The following is a 25314-nucleotide window of genomic DNA, read 5'->3' on the forward strand; positions in this document are numbered from 1 at the left end:
CTATACGTTTTGGTTCGTTCAGTCTCGTCTCGCCCCGTTGTCTCCGGGGTTCTTTCTGTTGCGCCGTCGGGGCCTCCTCGCCCCGCGGCGCGATCAAGCCCCCCTCAATGGGGGAAGGGCCACAAACGCAATTTCTCTTTCGCCAGCGCCCATAGACGCGCCAGCCCGTGCGGTTCCGCGATCAGGAAGACCATGATCAGGCCGCCCACGATGACGAACTGGAAATGCGTGGCAAGCGCGGTGTTCCAGCCCATCGTGTCGACCAGCAGCACCTTGAGCGCGACCGGCAAAAGCACCATGAAGGCCGCGCCGGCAAAGCTGCCGAACAGGCTGCCAAGACCGCCGATGATGATCATGAACAAGACCAGGAACGACTTCTGGATGCCGTAGGCCTCGCCCACCTCGGCCGCGCCAAGATAGACCGTGAACAAAAGCGCGCCCGCGATCCCGACATAAAAGGACGACACGGCAAAGGCCGTCAGCTTGGCCTTGAGCGGGTTCACCCCGATGATCTCGGCGGCGATATCCATGTCGCGGATGGCCATCCACTGCCGCCCCATCGCACCCCGCGTCAGGTTGCGCGCGACCCAAGCCAGCACAAAGACGAAGGCAAAGCAGAACAGGTATTTCACCCAGGAATCCGCATTCGGCCCGGTCAGGGCCTGCCCGAACAAGAACCGTTCGGGCGCGTTGATCTGCCCCGAGGCGGAATAGTTGTAGAACCACGGCACCTTGTTGAAGAGCCAGACCAGAAAGAACTGCGCCGCCAGCGTTGCCACCGCAAGGTAGAAGCCCTTGATCCGCAGGCTCGGCAAGCCAAAGGCCAGCCCGACAACGGCCGTCATCGCCCCCGACAAGAGCGTGATCGTGACCATGTCCATCCACGGGAACGCCGTCATCAGCTTGTAGGAGGTGAAGGCCCCCACCGCCATGAACCCGCCCGTGCCAAGGCTTACCTGCCCGCAATACCCCGTCAGGATGTTCAGCCCAATCGCCGCGATGGCATAGATCAGGAACGGGATCAGAATGGCGTTGGCCCAGTAATCGTTGAGAATGAAGGGGATGATGCCCACCCCGATCAGCAGCACGGCATAGTAGCGGAAGCGGTCAAAGGCGATCGGAAAGGTCTGGCTGTCCGCGGCGTAGGACGTCTTGTAGTCGCCGGCTTCACGATAGAACATCGCGGTCCCCCTTCCCCTTCACATGCCAAAAAACACCGCCGGGCGCGTGACCCTGCGATGCGCTGCAAATTCCGTCCTGTGCTGCGTCAGTGACTTGCGGCCTCAGCCGCACTCGACCCTGCGGCGCCCGTAGATGCCCACGGCAAGCCCCACCGCGCAAAGCAACGGCATGCTCCAGTGCAGGGCCGCACCGTTCACAAGGCTCGCCACAACGAATAACCCCGCGATCCAGAACAGGCCAAAGCCCACGGTCGCGAGGATCGCGCAGATCTTGCGCCCGCCCGAGGCCTTGCCGCGCGCGAAATCCGGCGTACCGATATTGGGTTGCTGCAACTCGTCCAGTGCCATCGCCGTCCATCCTCCCGAGGGCGCGGCGCTCCGAACCTCCCCGTCCGGGCCCCCGCATGGCGGAAGACTGCCCCGAAACAGTCCGCACGTCAGCATCTATTTTCAAGGTCAACCACATGGCCCCGGTCACACCCTTTCGATGATCTTCTCGCCGAACAGGCCCTGCGGCCGGAACACGAGAAAGACGAGGGCAAGGACATAGGCGAACCAGTTTTCCGTCGCGCCGCCGATCATCGGGCCGATGGCGAATTCGAACAGCGCCTCGCCCACACCGATGATCAGCCCGCCGATGATGGCGCCGGGGATCGAGGTGAAACCGCCCAGCATCAGCACAGGCAGCGCCTTGAGCGCGATCAGCGACAGGCTGAACTGCACCCCGGATTTCGACCCCCACATGATGCCCGCGACCAGCGCCACGATGCCTGCCAGCGACCAGACCAGCACCCAGACATAATTGAGCTGGATGCCGACGCTCAGCGCGGCCTGATGGTCATCGGCCACCGCCCGCATCGCGCGGCCGTTCTTGGTGTATTGGGCATAGGCGATCAGCACCGCGACAAGGATGCCCGCGACGATGGCCGCGGAGATGTCGAGGTTGTCGATGAAGAACCCGTAGCCGAACAGATCGAAGGTCGCCGCGTCGATCACGTCGTTGATGCCCTGCGGCAGACCCACATCGAGATTGCGGATCTCGGACCCCCACATCAGGTCCGACACACCTTCAAGGAAATACGCAAGCCCGATGGTCGCCATGAACAAGATGATCGGTTCTTGGCCCACCAGATGCTTGAACACGAACCGCTGCACCAAAAGCGCGAAGCCGATCATCACCAGAACCGTCAGCGCGATGGCGGCCAGCGCCGGAACCTCCCACCCGAAGTAGTGGATGTTCGTGCCGAAGATCTCGTTGATCAGGTGGCCAAAGGGCACACGGCCTTGCTGGATGCCCACCAGCGTCATCGCCGCGAACAGCGCCATGACGCCCTGCGCGTAGTTGAAGATGCCTGACGCCTTGAAGATCAGCACGAAGCCAAGCGCGACAAGCGCATACATCACCCCGTTCAGAAGGCCGTTGAGCGTGACCTCCATCGCGAAAATCAGTTGGTCGGGCATGCGCGGCCTCCCTGGCTCGGCGTATGTACGCGCGGTGTACGGGCTGTGTACGGGCTGTGGCGGTCCAGATCAGTCATGGGCCACCCCCAGATAGGCGTCGATGACCTCCTGATTGCGGCGCACCTCGTCGGGGGTGCCGTCGCCGATCTTGCGGCCGTAATCCATCACCACCACGCGGTCGGACAGATCCATGACCACGCCCATGTCGTGTTCGATCAGCACGATGGTGGTGCCAAATTCGTCGTTCACGTCGAGGATGAAGCGGCTCATGTCCTCCTTTTCCTCGACGTTCATGCCCGCCATCGGCTCGTCGAGCAGAAGGATCGAAGGCTCGGCCACCAGCGCGCGGGCCAGTTCCACCCGCTTTTTCAGACCATAGGGAAGCCGGCCCACGGGCGTCTTGCGGATGTTCTGTATCTGAAGGAAATCAATGACTTCCTCTGCCTTGCGGCGATTTTCCACCTCTTCGCGCTGCGCACGTCCCCACCAGAAGGCCTGATCGAAGATGCTGGCCTTCATGTGGTTCAGCCGCCCCGTCATGATGTTGTCGAGCACGCTCATCCCGTCGAAGAGCGCAATATTCTGAAAGGTGCGCGCAATGCCCTGACGGGCCACCTGATAGGGCCGCATCGGCGGGCGTTTCGCCCCGCGATAGATCACCTCGCCCTCTTGCGGGTTGTAGAACCCGCTGATGACGTTGAGCATGCTCGACTTGCCCGCCCCGTTCGGCCCGATGATCGCCCGGATCTCGCCCTCGCGAATGTCGAAGCTGATGTCCTTGATCGCCACCACGCCGCCGAAACGCAGCGTGATGTTGCGCATCTCCATCACCACGGGTCCGATCGTGCGGCCGTCCGCAGTCGTGAAGGATTTCGACTTGGCATCAAGCATTTACCTGGCCCTTTCCCGTGCGCCTTGCCCCGACCGAAAGATCAGCGCGCCGATCAGCCCGTAGATCAAAAGCGCGACCAACGCCCAGATCAGGTGGTTTTCCCAAAGCTCGGGCAGCCCCACGACCAGCGCCGCGACCCCGCAGATGCCGATTGCCCCGCCTTGCACCGCGGTTGCGCCCTTGGCGACGTAGCGACCCGCGACCCAGCTTGCGGCAAAGCCCAGAAGGAACAAGAAGGCGGCAAGCGCGGTCATTCGGCGGCCACCCGACGATCTTGCGTGCCGCCCACGGTCGCCGCGTCGCGGATCTGCAACGTGGCGCTGATGCGGCCCTTGCGCCCGTCCTCGTAGGTCACCTCGGTTTCGGTGTATTGCTCACGCTTGCCGCCATACATCGCCTCGATCAGATCGGCGAATTTCTCCTCGATGATGCGGCGGCGGACCTTTCTGGTGCGCGTCAGCTCTCCGTCATCGGCGTCCAGTTCCTTGTGCAAGATCAAGAAGCGGTGGACCTGACAGCCCGACAGCATGTCATCGACCGAGACGGAGCGGTTTACCTCCTCCACATGGGACTGGATCATGTCGAGCACGCGCGGATGGCCCGCCAGTTCCTGATAGGAGCCATAAGCGATGTTGTTGCGCTCGGCCCAGTTTCCCACCGCCGTCAGATCGATGTTGATGAAGGCGGTGCACATCTGCCGCCCGTTGCCGAAGACCACCGCTTCCAGAATGTTGGGGAAGAACTTGAGCTTGTTCTCGACGTATTTGGGCGCAAACAGCCGCCCGTCGGCCATCTTGCCCACGTCCTTGGCCCGGTCGATGATGCGCAGATGCCCGGTGCCTTCCTCGATGAAGCCCGCGTCGCCGGTGGCCACCCAGCCCTCGGCATCCTTGGTCGAGGCGGTGGCCTCAGAGTTCTTGTAATACTCCACGAAGACGCCGGGGCTGCGGTAGTAGACCTCGCCATTTTCGGCGATGCGGATCTCCACCCCGGGGGACGGCACACCGACGGTGTCGGGCCGCACCTCGTGGTCGGGTTGCTGGGTGATGAAGACCGAGGCTTCGGTCTGGCCATAAAGCTGTTTGAGGTTGATCCCCAGCGCCCGATAGAAATCGAAGATCTCGGGCCCGATCGCCTCACCGGCGGTATAGCCGACACGGATGCGGCTCATCCCCAGCGTGTTCTTGAGCGGCCCGATGATCAGCAGATTGCCCAACTGGTAGGTCAGCCGGTCCAGCATCCCCACGGGCTTGCCATCCAGCATCTTCGGCCCGACCACCTTGGCGTGGTTCAGGAAATACTGGAACAGCCGCCGTTTCAGCGTGCCCGCATCCTCCATCCGGATCATCACCGAGGTCAGAAGCGTCTCGAACACGCGGGGCGGCGCGAAATAATAGGTCGGCCCGATCTCTCGCAGGTCGATCAGCAGGGTTTCGGCCGATTCGGGGCAGTTGACGCAAAAGCCGGTCCAATAGGCCTGCCCGATGGAAAAGATGAAATCGCCCACCCACGCCATCGGCAGATAGGCCAGCACCTCGTCATCGGCGCGCAGGCGGTCGAACTCGCTCGACGCCTTGGCGGTCATGATGATGTTGCGGTTCGACAAGACCACGCCCTTGGGCTTGCCGGTCGTGCCCGAGGTGTAAAGCATCACGCAGGTCGCATCGAAATCCAGTTCCGCCGTGCGTGCGGCAAGTTCACGGCCCAACCGCTCCTGCGCGGCGCGACCTTCGGCCTGCACGCTGGCCAGCGAATGCAGTTTCGTGTGGTCGTATTTCCGTAGACCGCGTGCATCTTGATAGATGATGTGTTCGATCTGCGGCACGCGCTCCTGCACCTCGAGCACTTTGTCGACCTGTTCTTGATCGCCACAGATCACGAACCGGGCGAAACAATGCTCCAGCACATAGGCCATCTCTTCGGCCACGGCGTCCTGATACAAGGGCACGGGCACCGCGCCGACCTTCTGCGCGGCCACCATCGACCAGTAAAGCGCGGGGCGGTTGCGCCCGATGATGGCCACGTGATCGCCCCGGGCCACACCCAGCGCCAGAAGGCCAAGCGCGATGGCGTCGATCTCCTGCGCCGCCTCGGCCCAGCTCCAGCTTTGCCAGATGCCGAATTCCTTTTCTCGGTAGGCGGGTTTCGATCCCATCGCCGCGACATTGCGCGCCAAAAGCGCGGGCACGGACTGCGGAACACCTGTCGGTGTATCTGTGGCAACCAAAGCAAACCCTCCCCTCGCCGGGCTCCTCTTCCCGGCGTTCACGACGCATGTGAAACAATGCCACCGTGACACATCATGGAAGTGGGTCAAGTTTTGCCCCAGTTTTGCGCAAACCTTTCGAATTGTAACAGCCGCACCGCGATGCTTGACGGAACCGGGTTCCGGGGTCAGCGATGACGGCGGAGGATACCCGAGGATGCCGCCACGCACGGGCACGGATCATCTGACGCGCGCAGGGCTGAACCTGATCCAGCAGGCGCTGTCGATCTATGACGCCGATCTGAGGCTTGCCGTGTGCAACCGCCCCTTCCAGACCATGTTCGGCCTGCCCGAACGGCTGGTGACCCCTGGCGCACCGTTCCGCGATACGATCCGCTATCTGGTCGAGACCGGCGAATACGGCGAAATCGACGATATCGAAAGCTTCATCGAGACCCGCGTCGATCAGGCCCGCGCCTTTCAGCCCCACTACATGGAACGCCGCCGCGCCAATGGCCGGATGATCAGCGTCGAAGGCTCGCCCCTGCCCGAAGGCGGCTGGGTCACGGTCTACACCGACATCACCGCGATCAAGCGGCAAGAGGAATTGCTGCGCGCCCGGTCCGAGGAACTGACCGATCAGGTCCTGACCCATACCGAAGATCTGGCCGCCACCAACCGCGCGTTGGAGGCCACCATCGCCCAGCTCGAGGAAGCCAAGGCCGAACTGACCGAGATGGAGGCGCGCATCCGCCTTACCACGGAAATGACCCCCGCCCATATTGCCCGCGTCGACCGTGACGGGGTCTATACCTACACCAACCGCCGCCTGTCCTCGCTGCTGCCGGGGCGGCAAAGCGATATCGTGGGGCTGAGCTTCGAACAGGCGCTGGGGGCGCACACCGCCGCCCGGCTGCGGCCGCAACTGGCCCGCGCGCTGGCGGGCGAGGCAAGCGTGCTGGAGTTCACCGAGGACGACAGCGGGCGGCGCATCCGCACCGCCTTTACTCCCGACCAGTCGGGGCCCGGCGAACCGATCACGGGCGTCTACCTTTTGTCCACCGATCTGACCGAGGAAACGCAGGCCAAGGCCGCGCTGGCACAGACCGGCAAGCGGGAACTGGCCGCCCAACTGACCAGCGGGCTTGCGCATGATTTCGCCAATCTGCTGACCATCATCCTCGGGCTGCAGGGGCGGCTGGAACGGATGTCTTTGCCATCCGGTGCGCGCGAACTGACCGGGGCGACCAAGGCGGCGGCGCGGCGCGGCGGCGACCTGCTGAACAAGATCGCGCGCATGTCAGGCCCGCATGAGACCCGCGAGGCACCGACTGTTCTGGACGATTTCCTTGCGACGCTGGCCCCACTCGCCGGGGCGGCCCTTCCGCCCGGGATCGCCCTGACGCTCGACAAACGGGTGGCGCACCCCGTGCTGATGCTTGATGCCGGAAGCCTTCAGGACAGCCTCCTCAACCTTGTGCTCAATGCCCGCGACGCGATCGGCGCGGCGCCGGGACAGATCACTGTGCGCTTGAGCGCGGTGCAGGACACATGGCTCGACATCACCGTCACCGATACCGGACCGGGTTTCAGCGAAATGGCGCTGGAGCGTGCGCTTGACCCGTTCTTCACCACGAAGGGCGACGCCGGTTCGGGCCTTGGCCTGTCGATGGTCTACGACCTGACAAAGCTGGCAGGCGGTCAGGTGCGGCTGGAGAACGGGCCGGAGTGCGGGGCCTCGGTCACGCTGCGCATGCCGCTGCGCCCGGCCGAGGCCGAGGCCCGCCCCCAACTGGTCCTACTGGTCGAGGACACACCCGACATCCGCGCCCATGTGCGCGACGCGCTGACAGCGCTTGGCCATCAGGTGATGGAAGCCGCAAGCGCAGAGGAAGCGCTGGCGCTGGCGGATATCCCCGGCATCGACTGGGTGCTGTCCGATATCCGTCTGGGCGCGGGCGACGGTGTCGACCTGCTGACGCGGATCGCGCAAGGGCAACCGGGGCTGAAACTGGCGTTGATGACCTCTCTGCCCGAGGGCGACACACGCCGCACAGCGGGCGCGCAGCGCTGGCCGGTGCTGCAAAAACCCGTCTCAGCCGGCACGCTTCAGGCCCTTTTCGCGCAGGAGGCCGCGGCATGACCCAACCCCTTGTCGCTATCCTCGACGATGAACCGCAGATCCGCGCGCTCTTGTCGGAGACCCTGTCCGAGGCCGGGTTCCGCACCGCCACCTATGGCCGCGCCGCCGATTTCGAAGCCGCGCTGGCGCGCTCCACCCCCGATGTCTGCCTTGTCGATCTGGGCCTGCCCGACCGCGACGGGCTGGCGCTGGTGCACCGGCTGGCGCTGGAATCGGGGGCGGCGATCATCATCATCTCGGGCCGCGCGCAGGTGCAGGACCGGGTGACCGGACTGGAACTTGGGGCCGATGACTACATCATCAAACCCTTCGACCCGGCAGAGGTCGTGGCCCGCATCCGCGCCCGCCTGCGCTCGCGCCAACCTTCCGGCCAAAGCCTCGAGACCGCGCGCTTCAACGGCTGGACGGCGCATTTCGACCGTTATGTTCTGGTCGACGCTGAGGGCAACGAGACGAGCTTCTCCCATGCCGAAGGCGAGGTCTTGCGCCTGTTTCTCGACGCACCCAAACGCCTGATCTCACGCCAACAGATGCAAGAGAGTCTGGGCGGTGCGGCCGGCGAAAGTTTCGACCGGGCGATGGATGTCCGCATCTCGCGGCTGCGCACCAAGCTGGGCGAGGACCCCAAGAACCCCCGCCTGATCAAGACGATCTATGGCGCAGGCTACATCTTTCTGGGTGATGTCAGCTGGGGCTGACGCGCTCAGGCCAACCGCGCCGCCGCCTCGGCCAGAACCTGCAGACCCGTGACCAGATCGGCCTCGTCGGTATCCTCGGCGAAATCATGGGAAATCCCGCCGATGGACGGCACGAAAAGCATCCCCACCGGCATCAGCGCGGCAAGGTTCGACGCATCATGCAGCGCGCCCGACGGCATCGCCCGCCAGCGTCCCGGTGCGACCGCCTCGGCGGCCTGTGACAGCGCGGCCTGCATCCCCGCATCCATGGGCATGGGCGCAAGGTCATGGCGCAACCGCTCCGGGGTGACTTCACATCCTGTCTCGGCCGCCATGTCTGACAGCAGGCCCATGATCGCCGCCTCCATCCGGTCCAGCCGGTCCGAGTCGATATCGCGCCATTGCAACGAGAACTCCGCCCGCCCCGGCACCACCGAAGATGCGCCGGGGTGCAGTACGATATGCCCGATGGTCCAGACCGATTGCGGCGTGACGATATTGGCGAACCGCTCGGGCAGCGCCGTTGCGATCCGGGCCGCCACGGTGAAGGCGTCGCGGCGATGCGCCATCGGCGTGGTGCCCGCGTGGTTTTGCTGGCCGCGCACGGTGACCTGCACCTGCCGCAGACCGACGATGCCGGTGACGACCCCCACCGCCTCGCCCGACATGTGCAGGGTCGGACCCTGCTCGATGTGCATTTCCAGAAAGCCCGTGAAGCGGCCTGGATCGACGGCATCGCACACGCGGTCACCAAGGGCCGCCCGCGCCGCGACAAAGGCTGTTCCATCGGTGGCGACCAGCTTGTCGGCATCCTCCATCGACAGCTTGCCCGCCCAGACCGAACTGCCGGTCAGCGCGCCAAAGCGCCCCTCTTCGTCTTGAAAGTTCGCAACCGAAATCGCGGGCCCGCCCGTCTCGCGCGCTGCCCGCGCAATCTCGAGCGCGGCGATGACACCGAGCGCGCCATCCAGCCAGCCGCCCTCGGGCTGGGTGTCGGAATGCGAACCGATCAGCAACGACCGCCCCTCGGCCAGACCGAACAGGTTGCCCAGCGCGTCGAATCGTGGCTCCAGCCCTGCCTCGGCAATGCGTCGGGCCAGCCAGTCTCGCGCGGCGATATCGGCCTCGGACAAGGCGCGGCGGCGCACGCCCTTGGTGGCGCTATCGCCCCCGAAGGCGCGCAGCGCATGAAGATCGGACAGGAAACGGGCGGGATTGACGGGAGTTCTGCTCATGCCCCTTTTCAACCACGCCGCAGCGCGGGCGTCCAGCCGGGCCTTGCGATCCGCGCCCCGATCGCCGATCACCCCCACGACACAGGCGAAGGGGAAACATCATGGGCGAACTGGTTCTGGTGCGCCACGGGCAAGCCAATTCCGCGGCACAAGATGAGCATGGCTATGACCGCCTGTCGGACCTCGGCCACCAACAGGCACGCTGGTTGGGCGAGTGGTTGCGCAACCATGACGCGCCCTTCGACCGGGTGCTGACCGGATCGCTGCGGCGCCACCGCGAGACGCTGGCCGCGATGGGCGACATGGGGGCGGAGCCCGAGGTCGACGCACGGCTCAACGAGCTGGATTATTTCAACCTGACCCGCGCGCATGCCGTCCGAAACGGCACCACGCAGGCAACGCCTGAGAATTTCGTGGGCCATATCACCGATGTGATGCAGGCTTGGCAGCGCGCCGAGATACAGGGAAACGAAAGCTATGCCAGCTTCGAGAGCCGCGTGGCCGAGATGCTGACCATTGCCGCCCGCCCCGGCCGCCGGGTGCTGTGCGTCACCTCGGGCGGGGTCATCGGCATGATGGCGCGCCACCTGCTCGATCTTGATATTGCGCGGATGGCGCACCTGCTGGTGCCGATCCGGAATTGCTCGATCCATCGGGTGATGGTGCTGCCCGATGCGCAGATCCTGTCGGGTTTCAACGCCACACCGCTTCTGGACGCATCCGACCGGGTGCATGCGCGCACGGAATACTAGGGGCGAACGTTTGCCCCTTCACCTTTCCCCAAATATGCAAATCCCGACATGACCCGCCCGCGCGGTCACAGCAGGTCTTCTTCCTCATCGGCAATGTCGAGACCCAGCGCCTCGGCCCCCGCCTCCAGGTGGTCGGCGAAATGCGGGCTGCCCAGCAGGTAATCGGCGGTCGGTGTCGTCGCCTCGGCGCGGGCGGTATCGACCGCCTCATCCCAATCCTCGGGCTCGAAACTGCCGCGACCGATCCAGTAGATCGCCGTCAGTTCGGCCTGTTCATCCTCATCCATGCCCTCGATGAAGGCGCGAAGTTCGACCTCGGCGCGCTCCAGCTCATGACCCATCAAGATCACTTGCGCCACCTGACTTGCCGATATCTCCATGCGCTTGCCCTCCTGTTCGCGTCGCGTTTCGTGCCCGACCATATCATGGGCTTGCGCGCAGACCGTCGTTGATCTGACGCAAACCGCCGTGGTCAGAAAAACAGTCGACGGTACAGCCCATGGGGCAAGAACACGCTGAGGCGGAACACCAGACTGAACAGCGTCGGGAAGCTGCGCGCAAAACCGCCTGCCGTCATGTGCTCGAAAAAGATATCGGCGGCCGCCTCCGGCTCCATGATGGAAGGCATCTTGAAGTCGTTCTTGTCGGTCAGGCGCGTCTTGATGAAGCCGGGGTTCACCAGTTGCACCTCGACGCGCGTGTTCTTCAGATCACCGTCGAGCGATTCGGCCAGTGAACTGAGCCCCGCCTTGGACGCCGAATAGCCGATCGCTCCGGGCAGGCCGCGAAAGCCCGACAGGCTGCCGGTCAGCACGATATGCCCCGTGTCGCGCGCGACGAACGCGGGCACCACATGGCCCAGCACGCGGGCGGCACCGGTCAGGTTGATGTCGAACATGGTCTCGACCGCCTCGGCGTCCCAGTCCTTTGCCGACATCGGCGTGTAGACGCCGGCAAGAAAAACCATGCCGTCGATCTCACCCACCTCGGCCCATGCTTCACGGACGCTGTCGCGGTCGGAGATATCCATGGGAACGACGCGGGCGCGCCCCGGCAGTTCCTCGGCAAGTTCGCGCAGCCGCTCGCCAGACCGCGCCGACAGGATGAGCTCCGCTCCGGCCCGGCTCATCTTGAAGGCCAGCGCACGCCCCAGCCCCTCGGACGCGCCCACCAGCCAATAGCGTTTCTTGCTCCACTCGCGCATGTCGTCTCCTTTCAGATCTTCGTTTGCCGCCCACCCTCGGGCAGCGGCGTGGTCGCCAGCACCGCGATCGCCCCCAGTTTCAGAACGCAAGGCACCAAGGCATAAAGATAGGTCAGAAGATCCAGCGCGCCTTGCGGATTGTCCGCGCCCGACCGAAAGCCTGCCGCCTCCAACGCAGGCAACAGCACCACGGCGGCAAAGGCCAGCGTCAGTTTCGACACGAAAGCCCAAAGGCCAAAGCCCGCCGCCGCCTCGGGCGCGATCTGTTCCATCCGCCGGGCAAAAAGCGCGGGTAAAAGCGCGAAATCAGCCCCAAGCGCCGCGCCCGAGGCGAGGCAGATCAGCGCAAAGCCCATCGTATCGCCCTGCCCAAGCGTGAGCACGAGCGAGAAGGACGCGATGGCAAGCACCATGGCCGAAATCAGCATCGCCCGCGCGCCGAACTGCGCGGCAAGGCGTGTCCAGACCGGCGCGCTGACGGCAGCCGCAAGGAAGAACAGGAGGAGCAGCGGACCCTCCCACCCCGGTGCGGCGAGCACGCTTTCGACGTAGAACAGGAACAGGGTCGATGAGACAGCAACCGGCGCGGCATTCATCAGGGCTACAATCAGCAGACGCCGCGCGATCGGGTCCGACAGCACGGTTCGAAAGCCGTTCTCTTCGGTGGCCACCCTCGAGCCGCTCCACTGGCCCCGCATGAGCCAGAGCGCGATCCCGCAAAGCCCGGCAAAGCCCAGCGCGAAATTGCCATAGGGATCGCCCGTTGCATCCAGCGCGGTGGGCGCCACGGCGGCGACACAAACCCCCAGCAGCGCCCCGGTTTCACGCCATGCCGCAAGGTTCAGATAGCCCTGCGGCCCCAGCATGGGCGCCGCTGCAACCCCTTGTGCATACATGCAGATCGTCAGGAATGAGAAGGCCGAGAACAGCCCCGTCATCATCAGCGCGAACCACCAGATCGGCGCGATGGGCGGGGCCATGGCGAACAGCCCCAGCATCGAGCCCGCCAGCACCGCGACCCCGCCGATGACAGCCAGCGCGCGATGGCCGCGCAACCGCTGCGCCAGCCATCCCAGCACAGGGTCCTGGACCACGTCGAAGAGGCGCAGCGCGAACAACACGCCCGCCAGTGCGGTCAGACCTACCCCGTAGCTGTCGACATAGACCTTGGGAGCATGGATGTAGATGGGCAGGCCAGCGGCCGCCAGCATGGCGGCAAACACCGCGTAGCCCAGTCTGGACGGGGCAGGTGCCATGCTCAGGAGATTTCTCGCTCCGGCGGTTCGGGGCGTGCGCGATAGGACGCGCCCTTCCACCAAAGCTTGAGCGCCTGCCAATGGATCAGCGCCAGCACCCGCCGTGCCCCAAGCGGGCGACGAAAGGCCGAACGCAGGACACCTCCCGTGGTCAGCGGCTTGCGCTTGCCGGTGAGAGTCGCCAAAACGCCCTCGTTCCCGGTGGAATAGTCGATCCAGATGCCAACCCTGTCGTCGCGGATGTCGAAGCGGAAGGTGTAGCCCCCCGCGATGGGCTGGAAGGGCGAGACATGCATGAGCTTTTGTGCGCTCAGCACATCTTCGCGCGTGATCGGTTGCCGGTCGTCGCGGGCGCACAGATACGAATGCCGGTCGCCAAAGGTGTTCGTGACCTCGGCGATGACGGCGCGCATGAGGCCCTTGCTGTCATGGGCCAGCCAGAAGGAGACGGGATTGAACACATGTCCCAGCATCCGGGGTTGGGCCAGCAGCATCAGCTTTCCGCCCGTGAAACTCTCCAGTCCATGCGCCGCCAGAACCTCACGCGCCCAGGGCGCGCCGCGCCCCTGCTTGGGCGGCCCGCCATGGTCGCGATCGTGCAGCGCGGTCAGCCCCGTCCGGTTGCGCCCGAACAGCCATGGCGCGCGCGGGCGTGCCACCTCGGCATCCAGCATCACGTAGTCGATGGAATAGGTGAAGGCGTTTTCCACCGCGCCCCGCCGCCCGTGAAAGGTCGAGCCCGCGATATGATCGACCGCGCTCATGCGGCAACAGCCGCCCCGTCGCGCGCGGCCATGCCTTCGACCACGTCCATCGCGCTGCCGTAACCGTCCTCGTGAAACCCGTTCTTCATCCACGCCCCACAGAACCATGTGTTGTTGTCGCCGTTCATCGCGCGGATCGTGCCTTGGGCCGCCAGCGCCGGAAGATCATAGACCGGATGACGGAATTCAGCCGTGTCATAGATCAAACGGGTGTCGATCGGCGCACGGCTGTTGAGCGTGACGAACAGGGGATCATCCTCGGGGATCGGCTGCAGGCAGTTCATCCAGTAGGTCAGATCGATCGGCCCGCCCTCGAACCCCGGACGCTCGGTGTAGTTCCACGACGACCACGTCACGCGCCTTTTGGGCATGGCGCGCGGATCGGCGTGCAGGACTGCGGTGTTGGGTTGGTAGCGCACAGCACCAAGCGCCGCGGCCTCTGCGGGGGTCGGGTCCGCCAACATGCGCAGGCTGTCATCGGAATGGGTGGCAAAGACGACCTCGTCGAACTGCTCCCAATGGCCCTCGCGCTGGATTTCGACGCCCGCCGCACCGCGCTTGACCGCTGCGATGGGCGCGGAAAGCCTGATCTCGACACCCTTGGCGCGCATCGCGGCCTCCAGCCGCTTGACGTATTCGATGGACCCGCCCCGCACCGTCCACCACTGGTGCTGCCCCGAGGCCTGCAAGAGGTGGTGGTTGCGAAAGAACCGCACCAGCGCCTGCGCGGGGAAATCCATGATCTCTTCCTTGGGCGTCGACCAGATCGCGCCGGAAATCGGTGTCAGGTAATAGTCGCGGAACCAGCGGCCCATCCGCATCTCGTCCATCAAGGCGCCGATCGTGATCGTGGCATCGGTGGCCAGGACTTCGGCCTGCGCGTTGAATCGCATCAGGTCGCGGACCATGCGCAGGAAACCCGGACGTGCAAGGTTGGATTTCTGCGCAAACAGCGCGCTAAGGCTGCGCAGACCGTATTCGATTTGCCCGCCGCCGATCGAGGCCGCGAAGCTCATGTCCGATTTCGCCACCGGCACGTCGAGCTCCGCAAACAGCCGCGTCAGATGGGGGTAGTTCACATGGTTGAACACGATGAAGCCGGTATCGACCGGCTGGTCGCCCCGCTTGCCTGCCACGATCGTGCGCGCGTGCCCACCCAAACGGCCCTCGGCCTCGAAGAGGGTGATCTTGTGTGTGTCCGCCAGATGATAGGCCGCCGCCATCCCCGATATCCCTGCGCCGATTACGGCAATGCGTTTCGGCGCGGGGGCCGGCTGGTCGAATGGCATGTTTGGCTGTCCCTTCGGGTCGTTGCGTGCGCGTCTTGGGCGTTACGCAGGCAAGCCTTCGCCGGATCAGAGAAATTCTTTTTGATCCGGTCTAGGGCAGGCCGCGTAATCCAGTTATGTTGATGCCCAACGACCACGCTGAACGCCCCGTCACCATATGGCAAAGTGCCGTAGGGGTGCAGGACGCGACGCGTTGGCTGGAAAGGCACGCAACGACAGTGACGGCACAGAACGAGACGGAGCTGGAATGGGCCGCGCGCGTCGCGGCCATCGCGCAGGCGCGCGATCAGGCCGCCTTTGCGGCGGTCTTTCGGCATTTCGCCCCTCGGGTGAAGGCTTTCTTGATGAAATCGGGCGCCGACGCCGCACTGGCCGAGGAATGCATGCAAGACGTCATGGCCACGCTTTGGCACAAGGCGCATCTCTACGATCCGTCGCGCGCAGCCGTGTCGACATGGATCTTCACCATCGCGCGCAACCGCAAGATCGACCTCTTGCGCCGCTACGCCCGCTCCGAACCCGAGGATCTTCCCTGGGGCCCTGAAGACGCGCCGGACCAGGCCGATGTCCTGGCCCTGCAGCAAGAGACGACCAAGCTTGCGGAGGCGATCCGCACACTTCCCGAGAAACAGCGGCTGCTGATCGAAAGGGCCTATTTCGGCGACCTCACACATAGTGAAATCGCAGCCGAAACCGGCCTGCCCCTTGGCACCATCAAGTCACGGATTAGGTTGGCGCTGGAACGGTTGCGCCACGCAATGAGTTAGAGAGGCGACGAATGCAGACCATTCGCCATACGATTTCAGATGACCTTTTGATGGGCTATGCCGCAGGCGTGCTGTCCCGGCCGTTCGATCTTGTGGTTGCGACCCATGTTTCTCTGAGCGACGAGGCGCGCGTCCGCCTTGCCGGTTTCGAGGCTGTGGGCGGCGCAATTCTGGAAGATCTGCAGAGCGCCGATGTCGCCGATGATAGTTTGGAACAAACCATGGCGCGGATCGCCGGGATGAAACCCAGCCCTCGGCTGACCGCATCGCGCGGGATCTTTCCCGCCCCGTTGCAACAGATGGTCGGCGGCGACGAGGGTGCCGTGAAATGGCGCAGTCTCGGCATGGGGGCACGCCAATCTGTCGTTTGCACGGATGGTGAGGCGACGGCGCGTCTGATTTACATTCCGGCCGGCCAGGCCATGCCGCAGCACAGCCACCGAGGCCTCGAGATGACCTTGGTGCTGCAAGGCGCGTTTCGCGACGAGGATGGCGTCTTTGCCCGCGGCGATATCGAGATCGCCGATGAGGCGGTGGACCATACCCCGATCGCAGAACCGGGTGCGGATTGCATCTGCCTGATCGCCACTGATGGCCGGCTCAAGTTCAACGGCCTCCTGCCCCGGATCGCACAGCCCTTCATCGGGATCTGACGCCAGAGACATGCTGTTTTGCGCCGCGCACTGATGGGGCGCGGCGCTTTGCATTAGGGCTGTCGGAACCGTCAACGTTGTAATTGCAACGACCCTGTGGCATGTCACGCCCACCCGATCCGGAGGCCCGTGGCATGACCGACCAAAGCACCCCCCGCCCGATGATCCAGGCCCCTGGCCTGACTGGTCCAAACGCGGGCTACATGCCCGGCTTCAGCAATGATTTCGAAACCGAGGCGTTGCCGGGCGCCCTGCCGCAGGGCATGAACAGCCCGCAAAAATGCACCTATGGACTTTACGGCGAACAGCTCTCGGGCACGGCCTTTACCGCCGCGACACCGGAACGGACGTGGTGCTACCGCATCCGGCCTTCGGTAAAACACTCGCGCCGCTATACCAAGATCGAGCTGCCCTACTGGAAGACCGCGCCGCATATCGACCCCGATGTCATCAGTCTCGGCCAGTACCGCTGGGACCCGGTGCCACATTCGGACCAGACCCTCACCTGGCTTACCGGCATGCGCACGATGACCACGGCAGGCGACGTCAACACCCAGATCGGCATGGCCAGCCACATCTACCTCGTCACCGCATCCATGGCCGACGACTATTTCTATTCCGCCGACAGCGAATTGCTGGTCGTCCCGCAGGAAGGCCGCCTGCGCTTCCTGACCGAACTTGGCATCCTTGACCTTGCCCCGCAGGAAATCGCGATCATCCCGCGCGGATTGCTCTACCGGGTCGAGGTGATCGACGGCCCCGCGCGGGGCTTTGTCTGCGAGAATTACGGCCAAAAGTTCGAGCTTCCGGGCCGCGGGCCCATCGGGGCCAACTGCATGGCCAACCGCCGCGATTTCAAGACGCCCGTCGCCGCCTTCGAAGACCGCGAGGTGCCCTCCACCGTCACGGTCAAATGGTGCGGGCAGTTCCACCGCACCGAGATCGGGCATTCGCCGCTGGATGTCGTCGCATGGCACGGCAATTACGCGCCCTGCAAATACGACCTGACCACCTATTGCCCGGTCGGCGCGATCCTGTTCGACCACCCCGACCCCTCGATCTTCACCGTGCTGACCGCGCCTTCGGGCCAGCCGGGCACCGCCAACATCGACTTCGTGCTGTTCCGCGAACGCTGGCTGGTGGCCGAAAACACCTTCCGCCCGCCGTGGTATCACCGCAACATCATGTCCGAGCTGATGGGCAACATCTACGGCCAGTATGACGCGAAACCGCAGGGCTTCGTGCCGGGAGGGATGAGCCTGCACAACATGATGCTGCCGCACGGCCCCGACCGCGACGCCTTCGAGCGGGCGTCGAACGCAGAACTTGCGCCGCACAAGCTCGACAACACCATGTCCTTCATGTTCGAGACGCGCTTTCCCCAGCACCTGACAGATTTCGCCGCCCGCGAGGCGCCGTTGCAGGACGACTACATCGACTGCTGGACCACGCTGGAGAAGAAATTCGACGGCACGCCGGGCAAGAAGTGACCGTCGACCGACGGCGCGCGAAGAGGGAGGGAATGCGATGGCGATAGAGGACAGGCTCGTCCTGCTCGGCACGAAAGGTGGGCCCGCGATCCGGCCCGGCGGCCCGATGCCAACCTCCTGTCTGCTCGAGATCGGAGGGCGGCGCTGCGTGGTCGATTGCGGGCTTGGCGTCTCGAAAGGGCTGGTGGAAGCCGGTGTCGATCTGAAAACGCTCGACCTCGTCTTCCTCACACATCTGCACTCGGACCATGTCCTGGAACTTGGCCCGTTGCTGCACACTGCCTGGACCACGGGGCTGGCGACAGGTGTGCAGGTCTTTGGCCCGGTTGGAACGCAGACCGTCTGGGACGGGTTCCTTGCGTCGCTGCGTTTCGACATCGACCTCAGGATCGAGGATGAAGGTCGCCCCGACCTGCGCCGTCTTGTGCAGATCCATGAATACTCCGAAGGCAGCCTTCCCGTTGACGGCTTGAACGTAACCGCACTGCGCGTCGATCACCCTCCGGTCACCGACTGCTTCGCCTTGCGTTTTGACAGCCCCGGCTGGTCGGTGACCTTCTCGTCGGACACTGCATATTTCCCGCCGCTGGCCGATTTTGCGCGCGGTTCGGATGTGCTCGTGCACGAGGCCATGCTGGAACGGGGCGTCGACAGGCTGGTGGCGCGGACCGGCAACGGCACCCGGCTCAAGGCGCATATCACACGCTCCCATACCGAGGCCGCGGATGCCGCCCGCATCGCCGCTGCGGCTGATGTGAAAACGCTGGTCCTGCATCATCTGATTCCCGCGGATGATCCGGGCATCACCGAGGCCGATTGGCTGGCCGCCACCGCGCCTGTCTTTGACGGAACAACCGTGGTTGGCCGTGACGGCCTGAGCCTGACGCCGCAGGGCGCCCGGTCATGAACAAATTCGGTCCCTCCCGCAGCGAGATCAAGCTGCGGCTGGCCATCAGCCTTGCCGGGCTGGCCCTGCTGGTGGGCGCCTATGCCTTCAACGGGATTGGTGGCATCGCCTCGCTGGAAATCGCGATCATCGGCACTGCCTTTTTCGGCGGCTCGGCGATATGGTGCGTTACGAGGTTGCGACGAAAGGACGATCCATGAGCACCGGCCAGACCATCCAGCTAATCCTACAGAGCCTCGTGTTCTTGGCATGGGCGATCTTGATGTATCGCACCCTCTTCATGCTGCGCCGCCGCGCGATGGAGGAGACAGGCAACGCCTTTCCCGGCCCGGGCCAGTTCATCACTCAAGTGGGGCGCTGGCTGCGCGCGCCCGAGGATCGGTCGGATCGCAGCACCTTGCTTTTCCTGACCTTTGTCTTGTTCGCAATGATCGCCACCTCGGCCCTGTTGGGACCGCCAGGCGCGCGCTAGGCCGCTTTCTCGGCCGCCTCTGCGCGGCGCAGAAAAGCGGGTTTGCCCGGTGCGCTCAGCTCTGGCGCATGGGCGTAGCCGCCCGCGTCGAAGTCAAGGATCGCCGCGGGATCGGTCAGCCGCCGTTCGATGATGAAGCGCGCCATGGCGCCGCGCGCGCGCTTGGCGAAGAAGCTGACGATCTTGGGACCGCCCGGCTTGTCCTCCAGGAACTGCGGGGTGATGACCTCGAGTTCCAGCGCGCCCAGATCCACCGCAGAGAAGTATTCGACCGATGCGCAGTTGATCAACGTGCCGGTGCCAAGCCGCGCCGCCTCGTCGTTCAGGGCGCGCGCCAGCCGGTCGCCCCACCATGCATAGAGCGTCTCGCCTTTGGCGGTCCTGAGGCGGCTGCCCATTTCCAACCTGTAGGCCTTGATCGCGTCAAGCGGTCGCAGCAGGCCATAAAGCCCGGACAGGATGCGCAGCCGGTCTTGCGCAAAACGCAGATCCTCCGCGTCAAGGCTTGCGGCCTCAAGCCCCAGATAGGTGTCACCGGCAAAGGCAAACGCGGCAGGGCGCGCCTCGGCGCCATCCGTCTCGAAGTCACGGAACCGCTCGGCATTGAGCTTGGCAAGCGCGGGCGAGATATCCATCAGCTTTCCAAGCTCCGCCGCGCTCAGCCTGCGCGCGACACGGGCCAGCGCAGCGGCATCGGCCGTGAACGCCGGTTCGGTCATCTCCACGGCGCGGTCGGCCCAATCGAGGCGTTTGGCGGGAGAAATGACGCTCAGCATGGGCAATGTCCTATACGCTGCTAGATGCGCGTCAGGTAGCGCGCCCCAAGCACAGGGGCAACCGCCAAGGGTGCAACTCGACATCTTGAGATTACCGGCCAGCCGACCCACACTGCGCCAACGAAACAGGATGCGACACGCCCGTGGCAGACAGACACCAGATCGGCAAGACGGCTGAAACCATGACGGATGCCGGCACGCCCCAGCGCATCCAGACCGGTGCGCTGATCATCATTGCGGGCGCCGTTTTGCTGTTCATGCTGGTGCAGGCGCGGTTCATGCTCACGTCGCTGGCGGTCGCCATCATCTTGTTCAGCCTGACGAGCGATGCCATCGCCTATATCTCGCGGCTCAAGATCGGCCCGCTGCGCATCCCCAACTGGTTGGCCAGCCTTGTGGCGCTGGTGCTGATTTCCACCGGTCTGTTCATGCTCAGCTCGTTGGTGCTGTCGCAGGTGAACACAGTGCTGTCGACGACCCTGCTCTATACGGAACGGGTTCCCGCGGCCGTGGCCGATCTTTTCGCGTGGATGGGGCCCGATGTGGAAAGCGCGATCCAGAACGCGATGGGCAGCGTCAATGTGTCGGGCTACCTGCGCACGGTCGCCGGGCAGGCCGGGGGGCTGATGCAGGGCACCGTGCTGGTGATCTTGTTCGTGGGCTTTCTCTTTGCCGAACGGCTGTGGTTCGAGGTCAAGCTGACCAGCCTGATGGGCGGCGATACGGCGCGGGCGGCGCAGGCGCAGCGGATTATCGGCACGATCATGCACCGGGTGAATTATTACCTGCTGGTCAAGACCGTGGTCAGCGCTGTCACCGGGGCCATGGTCTATGCCGTCGCCTATGCCTTCAACCTCGAACTGGCAGTGGCGATCGGGGTTCTGACCTTCATCCTGAACTATATTCCCAATGTCGGCTCGATCGTGGCGACGGTTCTTGCGACGCTGGTGGCCTATGTGCAGATCGGCGAACCGGGACCGACCATGGCGTTTTTCGTCGCGGTCAGCCTGATCCAGTTCGTGAACGGCAACATCATCGACCCTTGGCTTATGGGGCGCACACTGCGGCTGTCGACCTTTGGCATCATCGTGTCGCTGGCGTTCTGGGGAGCGGTCTGGGGCATCGCGGGGATGTTCCTGTCGGTGCCGATCATGGTCGCGGTGATGATCGTATCCAGCCATGTGCCGGGCCTGAGACCGGTCGCTGTCCTGCTCTCGCGCGAAGGGCTGCCCGACGGCGAAGAACCGCCCGCCCAGATACGCGCCGCCGAATGACTGCAACGGTCACGAGGCTTCGCGCAGTACCTCGAGAAACGCATCGCCGAAGCGTTCGGCGTGCCGCTCGCCCAGCAGGCGGGCAAGGCCCGACAGGTCCGACGGCTTGACCTCGGCCAGTTTCGCCAGTTGTGACGAAGAACAGGTCATCGGCTTGTCGGTCCCATCCGCGCCGCGCGCCAGATCCGCCTGCACGGCGAGCAGTCGGTCGTAAAGGGTGCCCGCATCGCGCCCGGCCAGCTTGCGCCGGGCCGGGTGCAGATCCTCGGGCGTTTCGCCGGTGATGACCGACAGGAAGGCCGCGCCGTATTTCTCCAGCTTGGTTGCGCCCACGCCGCCGATCCGCGCCATCGCATCCAGCGTTACGGGCCGGGTTTCCGCCATCTCGATCAGCGTCTTGTCGGTGAAGATGACATAGGCGGGCACGCGCGCCCCCTCGGCCAGCGCGCGGCGCTTGGCCTTGAGTGCGGACCGCAGCGGCGCGTCCTCCTCGCTCACCAGCATCTTGACCTGCGGGCTGCGCGGGGCCTTGGCGATCGTGTCGCGGCGCAAGGTGATGCCCGCCTCACCGCGCAAGATGGGCCGCGCGGCCTCGGTCATGCGCAGCGCGCCGTGGCGGGCGGGGTCGGGCCGCACGAGGTCATGGGCCGCCATCTGCCGGAACACGGCCTGCCAACCGCGCTTGTCGAACTCGGTGCCGATCCCGTAGGTCGGCAACTGATCATGACCGCGTTCCCGGATCTTGTCGGTCTGTGCGCCCATCAGCACGTCGATCAGATGCCCCGCGCCGAACCATTCGCCCGTGCGCAACATGGCCGACAGCGCCTTGCGCACCGGGGTCGTGGCGTCGAACACATCAGGAGGGGTGGCGCACAGATCGCAATTGCCACACGGCGCGGCGGTTTCCCCAAAATAGCCCAGCAGCACCTGCCGCCGACAGCCCAGCGCCTCGGCCAGCCCCAGAAGCGCGTTCAGACGCGCATGATCGGCCTCTTTCCGCTCGGGCGGCGCGAGGCCTTCATCAATCTGGGACCGACGAAACCGGATATCGTCGGGACCATACAAAGTTATCGTATCGGCGGGCGCGCCGTCCCGGCCCGCGCGGCCGATTTCCTGATAATATCCCTCGATTGATTTGGGCAGATCGGCATGCGCGACCCAGCGGATATCGGGTTTGTCGACACCCATGCCGAACGCGATGGTGGCCACCACGATCAGCCCGTCCTCGGTGGCGAAACGCCCCTCGACGATGCGACGATCCTCGGCTTCCATCCCGCCGTGGTAGTGGCAGGCGCTGTGCCCCGCCTCGCGCAGGGCTTGCGCCAACACCTCGGTCTTGGCCCGCGTGCCGCAATAGACGATGCCCGATTGCCCCTTGCGAGCGCTCGCAAAGCCCAGGATCTGCGCACGCGGGTTTTGCTTGACCTCGAAGGCGAGGGCGAGGTTCGGCCGGTCGAACCCGCGCAGAAAGCTTTCGGGCGGCACGCCGTCGAACAGGCGCGCGACGATTTCGGTCTGCGTCTCGGCATCAGCCGTCGCGGTGAAGGCCGCAAGCGGCACGTTCAGCGAGCGCCGCAATTCCCCGATCCGCAGGTAGTCGGGGCGGAAATCATGGCCCCATTGGCTGACGCAATGCGCCTCGTCGACCGCGATCAGCGACACGCCCGCGCGCCGGAGCATCCGTTCCGCGCCCGAGGAAGCCAGCCGTTCCGGCGCGATATAGAGCAGCTTGAGGCTGCCATCCTCCAGCGCTGCCCAGACCGCATCGGTTTCCTCAGGCGTGTTGCCGCTGGTCAGTGCGCCCGCGACCACGCCCGCCTCGCGCAGGCCGCGCACCTGATCGCGCATCAAGGCGATGAGCGGGGAGATGACGACGGTGACGCCCGGCCGCATTAGCGCGGGAAGCTGGAAACACAAGCTCTTGCCGCCCCCCGTGGGCATGATCGCCAGAACGTTGCGCCCGGCCGCCACGGCATCCACGATTTCGGCCTGCCCGGGGCGAAACTCCGAAAACCCGAATACCGTGGACAGAAGGGCGATTGCGTCTTGGTCGGGCATGGCGGCCTGCGGGATCTCTCGTGTTTTGCTCGATTTTTATGGACTGTCCCATGTTGAGGAACCGTAAACAAGGCCCCGAGCGCCAGATCGAGGGGGGCCCGCGGGGACATCCACAACATATTCCCCTGTCCCTGACGCTTGGCCCGCGTCAGGTCGCGCCCTTACATGAACGGTCCGGGTCCGGTATGAGCCCGGGCAACCGTTGCATAGCCGAGGAGGCCCCCAAAATGACCTTTGGCAAGACCCTGACCGCCGCCCTTTTGGGGCTGTCGTTTTCCGGCATGGCTCCCGCCTTTGCGCAAGCGCCCGAGGTGACGTTGCGGTTCCAGCATTTCGTCTCGCCCGCCTCGGCCAACCCCACGCATTTCATGCAGCCTTGGGCCGACGCGATCGAGGAGCAATCGGGCGGCCGCATCGCAGTCGAGATTTACCCCTTCATGCAACTGGGCGGGTCAGCGACCGACCAATACGACCTGATCCGCGATGGCGTGATCGACGGCGGCTGGGTCATCCCCGGATACCAGCCCGGCCGCTTCCCCGAGGCCGAGGCGCTGGAACTGCCCTTCATCACCACCAAATCCGCCGAGGAAGCCAGCCGCGCCGCCTGGGCCTTTACCCAAGACCACCTGCTTGACGATTTCGCCGATGTGCACCTGATCGCGGTCCACATGCACGGGCGCGGCCTGGTCCACCTGCGGGGCGATCCGATCGAAACGCTGTCCGATTTCGACGGCTTGCGCCTGCGCGGCCCATCGCGCGCGGCGACCTTGCTGCTTGAACGGCTTGGCGCGACGCCCATCGGCATGCCCGTTCCCGCCTTTCCCGAGGCGCTGTCGCGCGGCGTGGTCGATGGCGGCGTGATCACATGGGAACAGGCGCCCTCACTCCGTCTGGACGAGCTGACCGACAGCCACACCGACGTGGCGGGCGATTATTCGCTCTACAATCTCTATTTCCTCTGGGCGATGAACCGCGATGTCTACGAGGGGTTGCCCGATGACCTGCGCGCCGTGATCGATGCGAACTCGGGTCTCATGGCTTCCGCCTGGGCGGGTCGCGCGCATGACATCGGCGATGCCGACGGGCGCAATGCAATGGAAGATGCCGGCAACATCATCGCCGAGATGTCGCCCGAGTTGACCGCAGAGATCGAAGTCTTGGGCGCGGGCGTCATCGACGACTGGATCGCCGAGGCCGATGGCCGGGGGCTTGCCGGTGCCGCCCTTGTCGCCGCCGCACGCGCCGCTGTTGCAGCCGAGGCGGGCAGCGCGCCGGGGGCCTACCGGGACTGACGCTCCGCCGCGCGCAAAACGGTGATGACCGTGCCGCCGTAACGCCGCTGGTCAAGCAGGTCCAAGCCCGCGGGCGGAAGGGGCTGTGCATTGTCTTCCCAGACGACCAGCGCGCCGGGGGCAAGCCAGCCCCCGGCCATGGCCGACACAAGCGCCCGTTCGCCCAGCCCCTGCCCATAGGGCGGGTCGAGAAACACGAGGTCGAAGGGCGCGCCCGTCACCGCGCCCATAGCGGTGGCGTCCCGATGAAAGAGCTTGGTCGCGCCCTGCGCCGAACACAGCGCGACATTCTCGCGCAACAGCGCGCGCGCAGCGGTCCCGTCATCGACGAAAGTGACATGGGCCGCACCCCGGCTGAACGCCTCAAGCCCCAGCGCGCCGGTGCCCGCGAACAGATCCAGCACCCGCTTGCCCGTGACCGGGTCGCCATGCTTGCCGCTGGTCAGCAGGTTGAACAGGCTTTCGCGCACCCGGTCCGTGGTCGGGCGCAGATGGGCTGCCCCATCGCCCGCGCCCACCTCGGCCAGTTTCTTGCCCCGGAGCCGCCCGGCGATGATCCGCATCC

26 protein-coding genes are annotated in these 25314 nt (G+C 65.0%); 11 read left to right on the plus strand and 15 right to left on the minus strand.

The features are described 5' to 3' along the window. Positions 1–104: 104 nt before the first annotated feature. From C7455_RS12540 to C7455_RS12565, 6 genes are all read right to left on the minus strand, one after another. Positions 105–1181, minus strand: coding sequence for a branched-chain amino acid ABC transporter permease (locus tag C7455_RS12540; RefSeq protein WP_109668745.1), 1077 nt, complete (start codon positions 1179–1181; stop codon positions 105–107). 102 nt (positions 1182–1283) lie between these two features. Further along, the gene (locus C7455_RS12545; RefSeq protein WP_109668747.1) at positions 1284–1529 is read right to left on the minus strand and encodes a hypothetical protein; all 246 of its coding nucleotides are present in this window, start codon (positions 1527–1529) and stop codon (positions 1284–1286) included. 126 nt (positions 1530–1655) lie between these two features. Further along, positions 1656–2642 carry a branched-chain amino acid ABC transporter permease gene (locus C7455_RS12550; protein ID WP_109668749.1) on the minus strand — a complete coding sequence of 329 codons (987 nt, stop codon included), beginning with the start codon at positions 2640–2642 and terminating at the stop codon, positions 1656–1658. A gap of 69 nt (positions 2643–2711) precedes the next feature. After that, entirely contained in the window at positions 2712–3533 is an 822-nt protein-coding gene (locus tag C7455_RS12555; RefSeq protein ID WP_109668751.1) for an ABC transporter ATP-binding protein, read from the minus strand. Next, positions 3534–3788 (minus strand): hypothetical protein, encoded by a 255-nt coding sequence (locus C7455_RS12560; RefSeq protein ID WP_109668753.1) that lies wholly within the window; start codon positions 3786–3788, stop codon positions 3534–3536. Next, positions 3785–5761 carry an AMP-binding protein gene (locus C7455_RS12565; RefSeq protein ID WP_281269413.1) on the minus strand — a complete coding sequence of 659 codons (1977 nt, stop codon included), beginning with the start codon at positions 5759–5761 and terminating at the stop codon, positions 3785–3787. Before C7455_RS12565 ends, C7455_RS12560 begins: the two co-directional genes overlap by 4 nt. Before the next feature lie 196 nt (positions 5762–5957). On the opposite strand from C7455_RS12565, the gene C7455_RS12570 reads away from it, so the two are divergent. Both C7455_RS12570 and C7455_RS12575 read left to right on the plus strand, forming a co-directional pair. Then, positions 5958–7883, plus strand: a complete 1926-nt coding sequence (locus C7455_RS12570) for a PAS-domain containing protein (protein ID WP_109668756.1) — start codon at positions 5958–5960, stop codon at positions 7881–7883. Continuing rightward, positions 7880–8581, plus strand: a complete 702-nt coding sequence (locus C7455_RS12575; RefSeq protein ID WP_109668758.1) for a response regulator transcription factor — start codon at positions 7880–7882, stop codon at positions 8579–8581. Before C7455_RS12570 ends, C7455_RS12575 begins: the two co-directional genes overlap by 4 nt. Positions 8582–8586: 5 nt before the next feature. On the opposite strand, the gene C7455_RS12580 is transcribed toward C7455_RS12575, so the two are convergent. Further along, positions 8587–9795, minus strand: coding sequence for a hydantoinase/carbamoylase family amidase (locus C7455_RS12580; protein WP_109669151.1), 1209 nt, complete (start codon positions 9793–9795; stop codon positions 8587–8589). Positions 9796–9896: 101 nt separating this feature from the next. On the opposite strand from C7455_RS12580, the gene C7455_RS12585 reads away from it, so the two are divergent. Then, positions 9897–10547 (plus strand): histidine phosphatase family protein, encoded by a 651-nt coding sequence (locus tag C7455_RS12585; RefSeq protein ID WP_109668759.1) that lies wholly within the window; start codon positions 9897–9899, stop codon positions 10545–10547. A gap of 65 nt (positions 10548–10612) precedes the next feature. On the opposite strand, the gene C7455_RS12590 is transcribed toward C7455_RS12585, so the two are convergent. The 5 genes from C7455_RS12590 to C7455_RS12610 form a co-directional block, all read right to left on the minus strand. Then, positions 10613–10927: a DUF3775 domain-containing protein gene (locus C7455_RS12590; RefSeq protein ID WP_109669153.1), complete on the minus strand. Its 315-nt coding sequence runs from the start codon at positions 10925–10927 to the stop codon at positions 10613–10615. Between the two features lie 92 nt (positions 10928–11019). Continuing rightward, a complete protein-coding gene (locus C7455_RS12595) occupies positions 11020–11751 on the minus strand; it encodes an SDR family NAD(P)-dependent oxidoreductase (protein ID WP_109668761.1) in 732 nt (243 codons plus the stop codon). A gap of 11 nt (positions 11752–11762) precedes the next feature. Beyond that, positions 11763–13007, minus strand: coding sequence for an MFS transporter (locus C7455_RS12600; protein ID WP_109668763.1), 1245 nt, complete (start codon positions 13005–13007; stop codon positions 11763–11765). A gap of 2 nt (positions 13008–13009) precedes the next feature. Next, the gene (locus C7455_RS12605) at positions 13010–13771 is read right to left on the minus strand and encodes a DUF1365 domain-containing protein (RefSeq protein ID WP_109668765.1); all 762 of its coding nucleotides are present in this window, start codon (positions 13769–13771) and stop codon (positions 13010–13012) included. Beyond that, a complete protein-coding gene (locus C7455_RS12610; RefSeq protein WP_109668766.1) occupies positions 13768–15060 on the minus strand; it encodes an NAD(P)/FAD-dependent oxidoreductase in 1293 nt (430 codons plus the stop codon). Before C7455_RS12610 ends, C7455_RS12605 begins: the two co-directional genes overlap by 4 nt. Before the next feature lie 116 nt (positions 15061–15176). On the opposite strand from C7455_RS12610, the gene C7455_RS12615 reads away from it, so the two are divergent. The 6 genes from C7455_RS12615 to C7455_RS12640 all read left to right on the plus strand — a co-directional run bounded on the left by C7455_RS12615 (position 15177) and on the right by C7455_RS12640 (position 19349). Further along, the gene (locus C7455_RS12615; protein ID WP_109668768.1) at positions 15177–15827 is read left to right on the plus strand and encodes a sigma-70 family RNA polymerase sigma factor; all 651 of its coding nucleotides are present in this window, start codon (positions 15177–15179) and stop codon (positions 15825–15827) included. 11 nt (positions 15828–15838) lie between these two features. Then, positions 15839–16480, plus strand: coding sequence for a ChrR family anti-sigma-E factor (locus C7455_RS12620; protein ID WP_109668770.1), 642 nt, complete (start codon positions 15839–15841; stop codon positions 16478–16480). Positions 16481–16581: 101 nt separating this feature from the next. Continuing rightward, positions 16582–17970 carry a homogentisate 1,2-dioxygenase gene (gene hmgA, locus C7455_RS12625; protein WP_425450644.1) on the plus strand — a complete coding sequence of 463 codons (1389 nt, stop codon included), beginning with the start codon at positions 16582–16584 and terminating at the stop codon, positions 17968–17970. A 37-nt stretch (positions 17971–18007) separates the two neighbouring features. After that, complete coding sequence (locus tag C7455_RS12630; protein WP_109668774.1) at positions 18008–18877, plus strand: MBL fold metallo-hydrolase; 870 nt, start codon at positions 18008–18010, stop codon at positions 18875–18877. Then, entirely contained in the window at positions 18874–19077 is a 204-nt protein-coding gene (locus C7455_RS12635; protein ID WP_109668776.1) for a hypothetical protein, read from the plus strand. The genes C7455_RS12630 and C7455_RS12635 overlap by 4 nt, the downstream gene beginning before the upstream one ends. Next, entirely contained in the window at positions 19074–19349 is a 276-nt protein-coding gene (locus C7455_RS12640) for a hypothetical protein (protein ID WP_109668778.1), read from the plus strand. The genes C7455_RS12635 and C7455_RS12640 overlap by 4 nt, the downstream gene beginning before the upstream one ends. On the opposite strand, the gene yaaA is transcribed toward C7455_RS12640, so the two are convergent. Further along, the gene (yaaA, locus tag C7455_RS12645) at positions 19346–20125 is read right to left on the minus strand and encodes a peroxide stress protein YaaA (protein WP_109668780.1); all 780 of its coding nucleotides are present in this window, start codon (positions 20123–20125) and stop codon (positions 19346–19348) included. The two genes, C7455_RS12640 and yaaA, sit on opposite strands and share 4 nt — an antisense overlap. 182 nt (positions 20126–20307) lie before the next feature. Between yaaA and C7455_RS12650 the strand changes: the two genes are divergently transcribed. After that, entirely contained in the window at positions 20308–21399 is a 1092-nt protein-coding gene (locus C7455_RS12650; protein ID WP_109669155.1) for an AI-2E family transporter, read from the plus strand. Positions 21400–21408: 9 nt separating this feature from the next. Here the strand turns inward: C7455_RS12650 and recQ are convergent, their stop codons facing one another. Beyond that, positions 21409–23457 carry a DNA helicase RecQ gene (recQ, locus tag C7455_RS12655; protein WP_109668782.1) on the minus strand — a complete coding sequence of 683 codons (2049 nt, stop codon included), beginning with the start codon at positions 23455–23457 and terminating at the stop codon, positions 21409–21411. A gap of 227 nt (positions 23458–23684) precedes the next feature. Between recQ and C7455_RS12660 the strand changes: the two genes are divergently transcribed. After that, a complete protein-coding gene (locus C7455_RS12660; RefSeq protein ID WP_109669157.1) occupies positions 23685–24749 on the plus strand; it encodes a TRAP transporter substrate-binding protein in 1065 nt (354 codons plus the stop codon). On the opposite strand, the gene rsmD is transcribed toward C7455_RS12660, so the two are convergent. Next, positions 24737–25312, minus strand: a complete 576-nt coding sequence (gene rsmD / locus C7455_RS12665) for a 16S rRNA (guanine(966)-N(2))-methyltransferase RsmD (RefSeq protein ID WP_109668783.1) — start codon at positions 25310–25312, stop codon at positions 24737–24739. The genes C7455_RS12660 and rsmD overlap by 13 nt on opposite strands. Positions 25313–25314 lie beyond the last annotated feature (2 nt).

The organism is Roseicyclus mahoneyensis (assembly GCF_003148775.1).
Taxonomy (GTDB): domain Bacteria; phylum Pseudomonadota; class Alphaproteobacteria; order Rhodobacterales; family Rhodobacteraceae; genus Roseicyclus; species Roseicyclus mahoneyensis.

Excerpts from the sequence above, each read along its gene's own strand:
- C7455_RS12540 (WP_109668745.1), bottom strand. The coding sequence starts at position 1,181 with ATGTTCTATCGTGAAGCCGGCGACTACAAGACGTCCTACGCCGCGGAC.
- C7455_RS12545 (WP_109668747.1), bottom strand. The coding sequence starts at position 1,529 with ATGGCACTGGACGAGTTGCAGCAACCCAATATCGGTACGCCGGATTTC.
- C7455_RS12550 (WP_109668749.1), bottom strand. The coding sequence starts at position 2,642 with ATGCCCGACCAACTGATTTTCGCGATGGAGGTCACGCTCAACGGCCTT.
- C7455_RS12555 (WP_109668751.1), bottom strand. The coding sequence starts at position 3,533 with ATGCTTGATGCCAAGTCGAAATCCTTCACGACTGCGGACGGCCGCACG.
- C7455_RS12560 (WP_109668753.1), bottom strand. The coding sequence starts at position 3,788 with ATGACCGCGCTTGCCGCCTTCTTGTTCCTTCTGGGCTTTGCCGCAAGC.
- C7455_RS12570 (WP_109668756.1), top strand. The coding sequence starts at position 5,958 with ATGCCGCCACGCACGGGCACGGATCATCTGACGCGCGCAGGGCTGAAC.
- C7455_RS12575 (WP_109668758.1), top strand. The coding sequence starts at position 7,880 with ATGACCCAACCCCTTGTCGCTATCCTCGACGATGAACCGCAGATCCGC.
- C7455_RS12580 (WP_109669151.1), bottom strand. The coding sequence starts at position 9,795 with ATGAGCAGAACTCCCGTCAATCCCGCCCGTTTCCTGTCCGATCTTCAT.
- C7455_RS12585 (WP_109668759.1), top strand. The coding sequence starts at position 9,897 with ATGGGCGAACTGGTTCTGGTGCGCCACGGGCAAGCCAATTCCGCGGCA.
- C7455_RS12590 (WP_109669153.1), bottom strand. The coding sequence starts at position 10,927 with ATGGAGATATCGGCAAGTCAGGTGGCGCAAGTGATCTTGATGGGTCAT.
- C7455_RS12595 (WP_109668761.1), bottom strand. The coding sequence starts at position 11,751 with ATGCGCGAGTGGAGCAAGAAACGCTATTGGCTGGTGGGCGCGTCCGAG.
- C7455_RS12600 (WP_109668763.1), bottom strand. The coding sequence starts at position 13,007 with ATGGCACCTGCCCCGTCCAGACTGGGCTACGCGGTGTTTGCCGCCATG.
- C7455_RS12605 (WP_109668765.1), bottom strand. The coding sequence starts at position 13,771 with ATGAGCGCGGTCGATCATATCGCGGGCTCGACCTTTCACGGGCGGCGG.
- C7455_RS12610 (WP_109668766.1), bottom strand. The coding sequence starts at position 15,060 with ATGCCATTCGACCAGCCGGCCCCCGCGCCGAAACGCATTGCCGTAATC.
- C7455_RS12615 (WP_109668768.1), top strand. The coding sequence starts at position 15,177 with ATGTTGATGCCCAACGACCACGCTGAACGCCCCGTCACCATATGGCAA.
- C7455_RS12620 (WP_109668770.1), top strand. The coding sequence starts at position 15,839 with ATGCAGACCATTCGCCATACGATTTCAGATGACCTTTTGATGGGCTAT.
- hmgA (WP_425450644.1), top strand. The coding sequence starts at position 16,582 with ATGTCACGCCCACCCGATCCGGAGGCCCGTGGCATGACCGACCAAAGC.
- C7455_RS12630 (WP_109668774.1), top strand. The coding sequence starts at position 18,008 with ATGGCGATAGAGGACAGGCTCGTCCTGCTCGGCACGAAAGGTGGGCCC.
- C7455_RS12635 (WP_109668776.1), top strand. The coding sequence starts at position 18,874 with ATGAACAAATTCGGTCCCTCCCGCAGCGAGATCAAGCTGCGGCTGGCC.
- C7455_RS12640 (WP_109668778.1), top strand. The coding sequence starts at position 19,074 with ATGAGCACCGGCCAGACCATCCAGCTAATCCTACAGAGCCTCGTGTTC.
- yaaA (WP_109668780.1), bottom strand. The coding sequence starts at position 20,125 with ATGCTGAGCGTCATTTCTCCCGCCAAACGCCTCGATTGGGCCGACCGC.
- C7455_RS12650 (WP_109669155.1), top strand. The coding sequence starts at position 20,308 with ATGACGGATGCCGGCACGCCCCAGCGCATCCAGACCGGTGCGCTGATC.
- recQ (WP_109668782.1), bottom strand. The coding sequence starts at position 23,457 with ATGCCCGACCAAGACGCAATCGCCCTTCTGTCCACGGTATTCGGGTTT.
- C7455_RS12660 (WP_109669157.1), top strand. The coding sequence starts at position 23,685 with ATGACCTTTGGCAAGACCCTGACCGCCGCCCTTTTGGGGCTGTCGTTT.
- rsmD (WP_109668783.1), bottom strand. The coding sequence starts at position 25,312 with ATGCGGATCATCGCCGGGCGGCTCCGGGGCAAGAAACTGGCCGAGGTG.